The sequence below is a fragment of the Glutamicibacter sp. BW80 genome, from assembly GCF_002332385.1.
Taxonomy (GTDB): Bacteria; Actinomycetota; Actinomycetes; order Actinomycetales; family Micrococcaceae; genus Glutamicibacter.
Window position 1 is genome coordinate 1 of record NZ_NRGV01000023.1, and the last position, 10,339, is coordinate 10,339.

Genomic DNA, 10,339 nt, shown 5'->3' on the forward strand with positions numbered 1-10,339 from the left:
TCAAATCAGGGACGGTTCAAGTAAGGTTCATAAGAATAACCAGATGACTTTAGGGTTTTTATATCTTAACTGCAACCAGTTCTCAAAGAGTTGTTTTCACCTGGTTTCGAATCCAGCTGTGAGCCTGAAGATGTTTTCTTTTGGCTGAGGGCCCTGTCAACGCACGTTGAGAATAGTTCTCGCACGATTGATCTTCTTGACACTGGTTGGGTCCCTTTGAGCAATCCAGTAGCTATGCGATAACTAACTGATTCTCTAAAACCCATACATCCCAAAACCGGGACGGCGTCAACCAACCATTTAGAGTGGCAGCTTATTTACCACTAAAAGCTAGTAGTAGTAGCGTCAGTCAGGAAAAATCCTTAGCCATCGAGGCATGTGTTGGATTTCAACCGCCGAGAGGGCGCAGTTGGAGAGGGTAAATTGAATTTATACGTATCGTTCACCCAATGAAACTTTCAATATTCTAAGGACTGTCAGATAGCCGTTATCGGTACTTAAAATCCGTGTATCTGGTGTATCTGGTGTATCTGGTGTATCGAGTACTCGAATTCCGCAAACAGGGTACTTCTGCCCCACATCTTATGTTCCTCTAGTTTCAGCGCACCACACACGGTGGGCGCTGAAACTATTCTGAGGAGGAATGATGGCCTAAGTGAACCGGCCATAACAGCGGTCCTGGCTGTGGCCATTGTCTGAGAGCGCCTCAGGGGAGCTGGTTGGGCCGGCCTGAGCGTTATTGCCATGGCAATGGCGGTCCTGGCAACCGCACCCACCATTACGGAAAGTGTCACAACAAAGACTGGTCACCAAGGAAAATGCAGGCAGTGGGCGTAGAACCGCTGATTCTGATTTCCAGCATTTCAGCTTTCTCTTACCGCACACCTGAGCTGCGGTGTAACCACGAAAAGACCGTCCGAACGATTACATATGGAACTCTGACGCAACGTCACATTACGTTGGAATCTTTGTGCGTTAAAGCTCCAATAGGGCCAGCTAAAGATCCTAAACAAGTCCCTGCAATGACAACGCTCAGGATATCCAACTCTTGAAATTGACCAACCGCAAGCGCCGTAAGCAGGCCAACTATAGATACAGCTACAAAAGATGCAAGAGCGCTGATCGAATTCCTCCACCGCTTCAACCCCGACATGAAGACTATGACGGAAACTGCCGTCAAGGCAACGGATCCAAGGAGTGAGAAAGGTGCATAAAATACTATATATCCCAAAAATGCTTGGGATATTGAATTGTACTCAGGGTCAAGCAGAGAAGCGATCACAATTAGCAATGGGATCAAAGTTGAGAAGAGTAATGAATTAATAATTACTCGGGAAATCTTTAGTTCAGTCTCGCGCATCGCAGCCTCTGCTAGGGGTCCGTGTACCCATTGATATCATTGTCATACGACTCTGTCTTGAACAGGAGTCAAGATCAATCTACTCGACGCGTTAGCAATTCGCAGACATTAGGCAACGCATTTATCGGCCAAGTGGAGGCGGCGAGTCTGACTCTGCAGCCCCGCCACCTCATGAGGCGTTATTTATGCGATCTTATACCGCTCCGCTTGCCTACTTATTCGCTTCTCGAGCAATCCTGTAGGCAAAAGTCTTCCAAGTTTTCTGCGAAGCATTTTTGTTCAGCCATTGAGGGATCTTGGAATTCGTCACCTTGGCCGTCACACCTAGAGCAAATTCATTGTTGCGTCCACTAAAGAGGTTGAACTGGATCGTTGATCCGGCACCATCAAAATGCCCTGGCAATGTCTTGAAAGTCCATGTGACTGGTGATTTCGATGCCTTGGTAACTTGTACTGGTGCCTTAAACCCCATGACGCTAAGGTTAATTTTTTGACCCTTCACAGGGAACGCTTTTGGCGCCCCGCTCAAAGGGAAGCTGCAGTTGAAGCATTTTTTAAGCGCGGCAGCGGCTTTTTTGAACGAAACGTAGGCAGGCCATCCTACGTCCTTCCAAGTGTAAGCAACCGTGTAGCTCCAAGCTGCTGCAGTAGCGACTGGAAATTCGGTTTTTTCTGGATCTGCGACCGTGTACGAAACCTTAGAACCAGTTACAGTAGTCGCCAGTTCGACTTCTTTACCCGTGGCGTCAATGCCTACAGGCTTTTCTATAACTCCATACTGCTGAGTTTCGTTCGCACCTTGGATGAAGACCGTATCATCACTTTGAAGGATTAGGTCCGAATCAGTTGCGGTCTCGATCGTAAGGTTAGCTACCGGCGAATTAGCGTTTTTTTGGACCAAAGTGAAGCCCTTGTTAACCTCATCGGCCGCTGGTGTTACTGCTTCGAGTGCCTGCATAGCACTCTCAGAGAGCGCTCGCGTCTCGTTGGTAGCTAAGAGCTGCTTGGACTTTAAGGAAATTCCAGACTCGTCTAAACCAAGACCTTCCGAGGTGGAAAGTTTTACTTCTGGTGCTGCCGGAAAAATTTCTTCCGTATTGCCAGTCACTGAAGAGGCTGTGTCAATGGGCTGAGGCAGGACGGTCGAAGCAGCGTTTGCAGGTGCGACTGAAAGGGGTGCCACCAGTGCTAACGCGCACAACGAAACGACAGGAAGCGGTTTCATCTTCATGCAATGAACCTAACTGAAACTTTATAGAACGAATTGCCGAATTTTTTCGACAGAAATATTATTATTGCATAGCATGTAGTTTTTTGACTAGGATTTTTTTGTTCTCAACTCGAGATGATCAAAAGAATTCTTGAGTGCGTTCTCATTTTGATCGTTCAGTGTCGGAAACGACCGTATTGGCGTAAGGCAGGTCTTCGTCAAGACTTTGCCCATTTAACGGCCCCCGTGGATATGACCAGGCTTACAGGGTTGCAATACATAAGTATTGTGCGACAATATTGATATGGCGTTGAATTTCTCTGACAGTGCAGATAAGCACGGCATAGATCGCGCTGACGCAATGAATGCGATTTTGAACTATGACTATCGGGTGGAGGAGTTTGACGAACCTCGTGTCGGATCCACAGGTAGGCCAGATCTGTTTATCGGTCCAACCCGGGATGGTTCCACGCAATTGGAAGTTATGGCGGTCCTAACTCCGCCTAATGAAATCTTTGTCTTCCATGTAATGGAAGTCAGAACAAAGATTTTGAAGATTGCTAAAGAAAGGACTGACGAGTGATGAAGAAAGAAGAAGACCGGGGAGATCGCACTAACCGTGGCATCTCGGCAGAGGCGTCTCGCTTTGAAGAGCTAGCATTATGGGCAGAGACCGCTGAGCTCTCGCCGAATGCTCGGATCACCAAGGCGAAACAGCCAGGCGCAGGAATGGATTTGCTTGCAGCGGCCCTGGGGTCGGAAGAAGCTGTACGCCGGGCGGTAGGTAAGCCTTCAATGAGCGGCACAGGAACCTCGCCTGCAAGATCTGTACGACTGCCACTTGACCTAGAGAAAAAATTGATTGAGAAAGCAACACATGATCATGTAAAGCCCAGTGAGATTATTCGTCGAGCTTTGGGCGAGTACTTATTGCACGCTTCGTAAGGAAGCGCGAGAGGCCTAGTAGAGCGGCCCAGTATCTAGACGTTGTTTGGATAGTGGGCCGCTCTCGGTATTTGAGCAGTTTGAGTCCTATTAAACGAGAACGCTTGCCCTTATTAGCTTTCGTCTGGGGGTGGTAGTCCAGAGGTGCAGCGCGGTCTTCAGCATCCGGACATGCTTGTTGCTCCAAGGTGGGTAGTATTTCGTAAATGTAGATCGATAATCATCCTAATCGGCGCTGTAGGGAAGTACGGGCTCGTTAAGAGAACCATCAAAAAAGATTTGATTCGGTTGAACTGTGCCACCAACGCCGAAGACGCCCCATCCGTTGTTTGGATCAAGTGTCAGCGTGAGGAATAAATAGGTTTTAAGTTGCAAGCCACCCCCGTCTCCCTCCACTCGCTTACCTTCAAGAGTGGTGTCCCCAGAGAGTTTGATTCTGGCGATTCGGGAAGCGGGGTAACTGACCATCGAAGTCGGTTGATAATTTTCGAGTTCATCGTTTAGATCATCCCATTTCACCGAATCCCAGCCAGCGGCTAATGAAGCTAAGAATGGCTTCATTGAATCATTGGTGCGCTGAGGGTCTCTAAGAGCGTTCAGAAAGCCAAACGCGCAAACCATAGGATTGAGGGGGGAAATGTCTCCGAGCTCGTCTTCGTTGAATGATTGAGCGGACGTGCTCCAGCGGGATTTTTTCCTTGTGACATTCGTGAGATTGCCATTAGATTCCCTTTTCCAACGCTTACCTCGGGGGTCAATGAAGCTAAGGGATACCGCGGGCTGCCAGCTGTTGGTGTGAGCTAGAAGTGGGATGGAAATGTCGAAAACTAGTTCTCTCCGGGGCGGAATAACGCTTAGAGGTGATGAGACCGAGAGCGGTCCTAAAGAAGCGCCGGTGTCGAGCAGTTGAATGTTGGGTGTTCCATCAAAAACGGGCTCATTGGATTCGTTAGCTATATGTAACTTAACCGTCCGAATGTAGGCGTCTCCATCAGGTCGAGGAGCGTAGGAGTCTGCAATCCACGCGGTGACTAGCCGAGCCGTTGAGTTTTTTTCACGGACCCATGATTGATAAGAAAGAACAACAGCAACAACGGTCGCACCTACCGTTCCGGCGGCTGTAAGCGCTGACCAAACGTCGCCTCCTAACTTCCAATCTACTCTCTGCATAACCGGGAAGAGCACGAGTAGCAAGAGAAGAATCAGGACTGAAAAAAACAGCCACAGGAAAAGAACTTGGAAACGTCTCATGTGAAACTCTCTATCAAGGTGGTGATGGATGGCGGTGAATCTTATAGGTATTCAGAGGCCGTTCATGGCCCAAGATCAGACGTCGTGAGTGAACTCAGGTACCGCAGCTTTTGGGTTGTGTGCGGGTGGTCGTTTGGTTCCTGCTGTCCCCGTGTGTGCAGGAAAAGCAGCGCAGCGGATAGGGCTTTTGCTGTGCACAGGTGGGCAGGAGGCTACACACGTCACCAGGTGTAAATAATGGGCCGGTACTCACTGAAAGGTGAGTACCGGCCCATTGGTCTTTGTCGTGCTCAGCTCTCGTCCGAGGTGCTAGTTCCGTTAGTTTTTTTGCGGGGACGGCGACGAGTAGGAGAGCCGATCTTGTTTAGTTCGGCTTGTGTCCATCCTTTTTTGAGCGCTGCGGCGAATGATTGCTTTACGCCGGCTTTGACTTGCTCTAGGTGTTGTTCTGCTTCGACGAGTGCGGCGACGGCTTGGGCGATGTCGTTGGCTGCTTCCATGCGCAGGTCGTTTTGTGCTTGGAGTTGTTCGAGGATCTTGTTTGCTGCGTCGCTCATGGTATGGACCTTTCAGTAAGTTTGGGCAGTTTCTGAGGCAATGAAACGACCCATGTTCGATATTTCCACCGTATCGCGGACATAGTTCAAAACCAACGCTTGTTGCACCTTCGTAAGGATGAGTGCGCCGCTGGGAAGCGGAGCAAGCTATACACTTAGGTGCACTAAGTGGTTTGCGGTCTTGATCTTCGATCCGCCCGGTGGGACAATTGACCTGTTAGGTCATTTGGCGTTGCACTGGGCAGGAGGTTGGTTTGCATGACTCGTTTGGATTCGCGCAAGCGTCAGCCGAATGCGACCGGTGGTCGGTCTGTTCGGCGCGTTGTGAAACTGACCGTTGAACAAGACTTGGCGTTGCAAGTCATGGCCAAGGAAATTGATGTTTCGGTGCCGAGGCTTCTGGTTGAATCAACTCTTGCGCAGTCTCGCGGCGAAACAGCTGCAGAGCGGCGTGAGTTAATTACCGCGTTGTTCATGGTGCAGCGCAGCGTGGCGGCGGTCGGCAATAACTTGAACCAGATTGCCCGTGCGGCGAATGCGACCGGTGAAGTTGATGCTGCGCTCGGTGCGTTAATTGAGCACATCAGCGGCTCGATGAAGAACCTCGATGAAGCGATTTCCTCCTTGTCTTTCAAGGACGTGTCCTGATGATTCCGAACGTGACCAGTGGCGGTCGGATGGCTGGGTTGATGAACTACCTGGTTGGTCCGGGTCGTGCGAATGAGCATGAGAATCAGCGGTTGATTGCTGGCGATGATCGTGTCACTTTTAGCTACGCACCGGGTACGGAGTTGTCGAAGTACGAAGCATTCGACATTGCGGAGATTCTGGATGCGCCGCGTAAGGCTTTTGGTACGGAAGTAACTAAGCCGGTGTATGCGAAGGATGAGGATTCCGGTGCCTTTCTCGCTGATGAGAACGGCAAGAAAATTCGTGTGGGGTCTAAGGATTCGCACGTGTGGCATTGCTCGTTATCACTTGCTGAATCCGAAGGTTCTGTGTCGGATGCGCAGTGGAAGAACATCGCCGAATCCTTTATGCAGAAGATGGGTTTTGTTGACCTGGATGGGGCGAAGTCTTCGCGTTGGGCTGCGGTGCATCATGGTGCCTCGAAGAACGGTAATGACCATATTCACTTGGTAGTGCAAATGGTTCGTGAAGATGGCACTAAAGCCAGCACGCATAATGATTTTCACCGTGCCCAGCTTGCGTGCCGTGAGCTGGAAGCAGAGTATGCCTTGCAGTCCTTGGAATCCTCTGCCACGCAGCAGCAGGGGTTGTCTGGGGAGAAGCCAGCTGAGCGTGAACGCGCGACTCGTGAGAGTTATGCGGTGTCTGATCGTATGGAGCTTTCCCGCCGTATGCGCTCAGCGTTAGCGACCTCCACTACGGCTCATGAGTTTGTGCGTCAATTGCCGCAGATGGGTGTGCAGGTTGCTCCCCGTTTCGCTAAGGATTCAACTTCTAAGGTCACCGGGTACAAGGTGTCTTTGGGTACGAAAACGGGGGAGGATCAGGCGGTGTGGTACGCGCCGTCGAAGTTGGATCGTAGCCTTAGCTGGCCTTCCATCAAGGCTCGTTTCGATGGGGCCGGTGTGGCTGAGGCAGAGCAGTTCTTAGCTGGCCGGCACAGTAGCGCACGGTTGCAGCGTGCTTCGGGCTACCGGGCGTTTGATCTGGCGCAGTCCACCACCTCGAAGTTGAATGCTGGCCAGCTTGGACCCGATACATTGGCGAATGTTTACGCACGGTTGTCTTTGGAGCTGGAAGGCAATAAGCCGGGAAGCTTGGCAGTGTTGAGCACGCACATGGCCAGGGCTGGTCAGAATATGGGCAACCGTACCTATGCTGCGCGTTTGGCCTCGCGTTTCAGTTCGCGTTCTGCGGAGCAAGGCTGGATGGCCGTGCTGCGTCAGGCGAACCGTTTGTCGCAAACGATGTTGCGCGGGCGCATGGCAACTGAGCGTCCACGGTTGACCCAGGCAGCGCAAGAGGTGGTTGCTATGGCCGAGAAGATTGTGCGCGATGCTGAGAACCGTACATCGGTTCATGCGGCAGCGCCGGTGGGCCAGCGAATGACCAAGAAAGATCGGGATCAGGGCTTAGGCCGGTAACCGAACCGACAAGGGAGAGTGCAGGGGCATGGAAAACGACGAAGAATCAGATATTTCGATGGAGTTCGGCCGTGTGCTGCGCATGAGTTTGGGTGCAGCGATGCAAGCCAAAGAATCTAGCGACCGGCGGGCTGCGAACCAAGGCCCGGCGACTGAAACACACCGGTTGCAGCAGCAGGTAGCCGGAGTGTTGAAGAAAGAGATGGCTTCACCGGATTTCGGGAAAATGTCCTCCCAGCAAATTGCTGATCGCATGACCGTGGCCTCTGAACTTGCCGCCCGCCACCCCAACGCATCAAAGGCTTTTATGGCCGGGTCTGACCGGCTGCGCAACGAGATGGGGATCAACGTAGAGGACATTTACAAGAATCACCCGCAGTCGGTCGAAGAACGCCATAAGTCGTTAAGGAACGCCATTGACGACTATCAAGCCAGCGCACGGCTGAACCAGGAATCGGCAGCTGAACGGGGCCAGGACGAGCCAGAGGCAACGGCGCCGGTCGAGGTGAAGGAAGATCAAGCCCAAGCTCATGAAGAATCTGCCGAAGGGCACTTAGCTAAGGCTGAACAAGCTGAGGGCGAGATTCAGCTTGATGAACGTGGCCGCGATGTTGCTGAGGGCCGCGAAGCTAATAACACTCTAAGTTTGGGACAGTCGGAAACAAAGCACGCCACCGGAACCACTGTGCATCCTGATGATGTGGGCCCTAGGGCTAAGACGGCTGCTGCTGTGCTGGCTCGCGCTAGGGCTGGTCAGGGCTTTCCGACGAAACCTGGCGAGGCGGTGCGGTTCGGGAATGCTTCACGTCCAGCAAATCAGCGGGGTCATGGCCAAGGGCGCAAGCGCGGTCAGGGTGCGGAGGTGAGTCGATGAGCTTTATCAACGATGAAAACCTAGAGACCACCGAAGAGCCGGAGGCATCGGCTGCGGAGGAGTCCGAGCAGCCGTTAGCTTTTGAGACGGAAGAAGAATGGCTGACACAGTGGGGATTGCCGAATTTTCGACGGCGGCTAAACAAGGGGGAGTTCAGATGGGACCCCGAGTGGTGGCGTTATGAGGAAGCGATCACGCTGATTACGGCATTGTGGTTGAGCTTCGAGAAAATGCGGTGGGACGGGGCCACCGGTATGGCCTCGTACATGCGTGATTACTTTTACCCGTTAATGGGGGAGCTGACTTCACCGGATGGACCGTTCTGGGATTATGACCCGCCCGTGCGCGAGGACGTGCCAGCAGAATGGCCAGTGCAAACCCTGCCCGAGGATTTAAATGAAGGTATGAACTAAATACTATTAGGGAGGCTCCAGCACCGTAGGCCCTGGACCCTCCCTAATCAAAAGGCCCTGCTTCTGCTGAGTTGATGGTAGTCGTTGTTGTAAGAGTCAATCGCTTTCGATGCTCTATCCATGTTTCCGCCGAAAAGCCCCGCTTGTAGGGGAGCCCATGATGATCCGTCCCGTAGCAACTCAGATTTCATCTGCTCTATGGGTGATTTTGAGGCATGACGTAGCACCCACGTACAACGACCAAACCAATTGGAACGCGCATATTCAAGGTTGTGCCCATTCATTAGGGCATCTTGAATAGCTATGTCTTGGCCGACAACGCCTAGCATGATTTCAGATCGATGATAGTTCTGCGTATGTTCTTCTTCCGACCATTTGAAAATAGGTTTCATCACAGAATGAAGCCAGTCCGGGATAGGCGTGTATAGCTTGCCAATCTTCCTGTCGTCGTACTTTCTTAATATCTCTATCGGGTCGTCGCCAGTGGTTTCGGCATACATAAAAATTGTGGGTAGTAGAGAACTAGTATCAAATGGTTTCCAATAGCCTGTGGCGTCAAGTACCCCTATGCTGCTTCCAACATGATAGTTTTCTGGCACGCTAGGGTCAGCCAAGAGAATTTTAAAGTTTTCCCATTTGGAATGCGCGGAACATGCCAGAGCTGCGACAGCGAGTACTGCCACTGCTGCTATATGTCGAATATTGTTTATGGCCTCGTATCCATCATGGTGTTTGTGTGCAGCAGAGACAATGCTCTTAATGCCTGCGACCCAGGGAGAGAGGGAATCCCGGGTTCCCCACCGAGCGGCGACTGCTAGGGAATAGCAAAATGGGCGCACTGCTTCCCAGTCTTCGTTCGCTAGCTTAACAAGGTTCCTAATCTGATCTTCGTTTGTTCCGGAGCCTACCTGTGAGCTATGTCGACCTTTATCGTTCAGGATCTCAAGCGCACTTCGTACTTCCTGGGTAATCAGATCATCTAGCTCAATCTGCTTTGCTGGATTAACGATCATCTCTTTAGTCAGGATTCGCAGGAGTTCAGGGCGTTCTTGGGATTGAGACTCCTCCACAAATGCACGAGTAGTAGCTGCATTGTCGTTCGCGCCCATGAGCTTATTAATCTTGTTCGTCAGCGCAACGGCTTGCTCAGGGTAAGAATTTCCGAAAAGGTCCACCCGGTTTATGTCGTTCAATGATCGGTTAGAGCTAATTTCCCAATCTGGGACGCTACCGTCATCGAAACGTATGGGGATGATCCATGTTTCACCTGGAGGCATCTTTCTGAACTCTTCGACTGCCAAATGCAGTTCTTCGTTCATGTTGTTTCTTGGGCGGTTTCGCGAGTTGTCAGAAAAGCACGCAAGGAAAACCAAGGAGTTTTTGCGAATGGCTTCCTTGATCTTGAGTTTCCAGTCGTCCCCAGGTTCAAGATTTTTTAGGTCACGCCAGAAAGGTATCTGTGCGGCCTTAAGCATTTCACATAGCCGATCAACACGCTCTTTGTCTTCACGGACGTATGAAATGAAAACGTGTTGTCCCTCATCAGTTGTCATGGAAATGATCCTAGATGAGCTGCGCGACACTATGCGAAAGATTTAGAGATCGCGCCAATAGA

At 51.2% G+C, this 10,339-nt stretch carries 11 protein-coding genes; 6 read left to right on the forward strand and 5 right to left on the reverse strand.

Annotated elements, in window-relative coordinates; genetic code table 11:
• Nucleotides 1-949 precede the first annotated feature (949 nt).
• Together CIK76_RS19025 and CIK76_RS05720 are read right to left on the reverse strand one after the other, a co-directional pair.
• Entirely contained in the window at nt 950-1,360 is a 411-nt protein-coding gene (locus CIK76_RS19025) for a hypothetical protein (protein WP_141393486.1), read from the reverse strand.
• Between the two features lie 211 nt (nt 1,361-1,571).
• A complete protein-coding gene (locus tag CIK76_RS05720) occupies nt 1,572-2,591 on the reverse strand; it encodes a hypothetical protein (protein WP_096284345.1) in 1,020 nt (339 codons plus the stop codon).
• A gap of 283 nt (nt 2,592-2,874) precedes the next feature.
• Here CIK76_RS05720 and CIK76_RS05725 point away from each other — a divergent pair, with 283 nt between their 5' ends.
• Both CIK76_RS05725 and CIK76_RS05730 read left to right on the forward strand, forming a co-directional pair.
• On the forward strand, nt 2,875-3,153 hold the full coding sequence (locus tag CIK76_RS05725) for a hypothetical protein (RefSeq protein WP_096284347.1): 279 nt from the start codon (nt 2,875-2,877) through the stop codon (nt 3,151-3,153).
• Nucleotides 3,153-3,515 (forward strand): hypothetical protein, encoded by a 363-nt coding sequence (locus CIK76_RS05730; protein WP_096284349.1) that lies wholly within the window; start codon nt 3,153-3,155, stop codon nt 3,513-3,515. The genes CIK76_RS05725 and CIK76_RS05730 overlap by 1 nt, the downstream gene beginning before the upstream one ends.
• A gap of 225 nt (nt 3,516-3,740) precedes the next feature.
• Here CIK76_RS05730 and CIK76_RS19030 read toward each other — a convergent pair whose 3' ends face one another.
• Together CIK76_RS19030 and CIK76_RS05740 are read right to left on the reverse strand one after the other, a co-directional pair.
• On the reverse strand, nt 3,741-4,766 hold the full coding sequence (locus CIK76_RS19030; RefSeq protein WP_141393487.1) for a hypothetical protein: 1,026 nt from the start codon (nt 4,764-4,766) through the stop codon (nt 3,741-3,743).
• A gap of 290 nt (nt 4,767-5,056) precedes the next feature.
• Nucleotides 5,057-5,323 (reverse strand): hypothetical protein, encoded by a 267-nt coding sequence (locus tag CIK76_RS05740; protein WP_096284353.1) that lies wholly within the window; start codon nt 5,321-5,323, stop codon nt 5,057-5,059.
• A gap of 258 nt (nt 5,324-5,581) precedes the next feature.
• Here CIK76_RS05740 and mobC point away from each other — a divergent pair, with 258 nt between their 5' ends.
• From mobC to CIK76_RS05760, 4 genes are read left to right on the forward strand one after another with little or no spacing between them, the layout of a single operon-like run.
• Nucleotides 5,582-5,971, forward strand: coding sequence for a plasmid mobilization relaxosome protein MobC (gene mobC / locus CIK76_RS05745; protein ID WP_096284355.1), 390 nt, complete (start codon nt 5,582-5,584; stop codon nt 5,969-5,971).
• Nucleotides 5,971-7,437, forward strand: coding sequence for a relaxase/mobilization nuclease domain-containing protein (locus CIK76_RS05750; RefSeq protein ID WP_096284357.1), 1,467 nt, complete (start codon nt 5,971-5,973; stop codon nt 7,435-7,437). The genes mobC and CIK76_RS05750 overlap by 1 nt, the downstream gene beginning before the upstream one ends.
• Before the next feature lie 28 nt (nt 7,438-7,465).
• The gene (locus CIK76_RS05755) at nt 7,466-8,311 is read left to right on the forward strand and encodes a hypothetical protein (RefSeq protein WP_141393488.1); all 846 of its coding nucleotides are present in this window, start codon (nt 7,466-7,468) and stop codon (nt 8,309-8,311) included.
• A complete protein-coding gene (locus tag CIK76_RS05760; protein WP_096284361.1) occupies nt 8,308-8,724 on the forward strand; it encodes a DUF4913 domain-containing protein in 417 nt (138 codons plus the stop codon). The genes CIK76_RS05755 and CIK76_RS05760 overlap by 4 nt, the downstream gene beginning before the upstream one ends.
• 47 nt (nt 8,725-8,771) lie before the next feature.
• On the opposite strand, the gene CIK76_RS05765 is transcribed toward CIK76_RS05760, so the two are convergent.
• Nucleotides 8,772-10,277 carry a toll/interleukin-1 receptor domain-containing protein gene (locus tag CIK76_RS05765; protein ID WP_217990344.1) on the reverse strand — a complete coding sequence of 502 codons (1,506 nt, stop codon included), beginning with the start codon at nt 10,275-10,277 and terminating at the stop codon, nt 8,772-8,774.
• Nucleotides 10,278-10,339 lie beyond the last annotated feature (62 nt).

Coding starts and splice junctions, on each gene's coding strand:
- CIK76_RS19025 (WP_141393486.1), bottom strand. CDS start 1,360: ATGCGCGAGACTGAACTAAAGATTTCCCGAGTAATTATTAATTCATTA.
- CIK76_RS05720 (WP_096284345.1), bottom strand. CDS start 2,591: ATGAAGATGAAACCGCTTCCTGTCGTTTCGTTGTGCGCGTTAGCACTG.
- CIK76_RS05725 (WP_096284347.1), top strand. CDS start 2,875: ATGGCGTTGAATTTCTCTGACAGTGCAGATAAGCACGGCATAGATCGC.
- CIK76_RS05730 (WP_096284349.1), top strand. CDS start 3,153: ATGAAGAAAGAAGAAGACCGGGGAGATCGCACTAACCGTGGCATCTCG.
- CIK76_RS19030 (WP_141393487.1), bottom strand. CDS start 4,766: ATGAGACGTTTCCAAGTTCTTTTCCTGTGGCTGTTTTTTTCAGTCCTG.
- CIK76_RS05740 (WP_096284353.1), bottom strand. CDS start 5,323: ATGAGCGACGCAGCAAACAAGATCCTCGAACAACTCCAAGCACAAAAC.
- mobC (WP_096284355.1), top strand. CDS start 5,582: ATGACTCGTTTGGATTCGCGCAAGCGTCAGCCGAATGCGACCGGTGGT.
- CIK76_RS05750 (WP_096284357.1), top strand. CDS start 5,971: ATGATTCCGAACGTGACCAGTGGCGGTCGGATGGCTGGGTTGATGAAC.
- CIK76_RS05755 (WP_141393488.1), top strand. CDS start 7,466: ATGGAAAACGACGAAGAATCAGATATTTCGATGGAGTTCGGCCGTGTG.
- CIK76_RS05760 (WP_096284361.1), top strand. CDS start 8,308: ATGAGCTTTATCAACGATGAAAACCTAGAGACCACCGAAGAGCCGGAG.
- CIK76_RS05765 (WP_217990344.1), bottom strand. CDS start 10,277: ATGACAACTGATGAGGGACAACACGTTTTCATTTCATACGTCCGTGAA.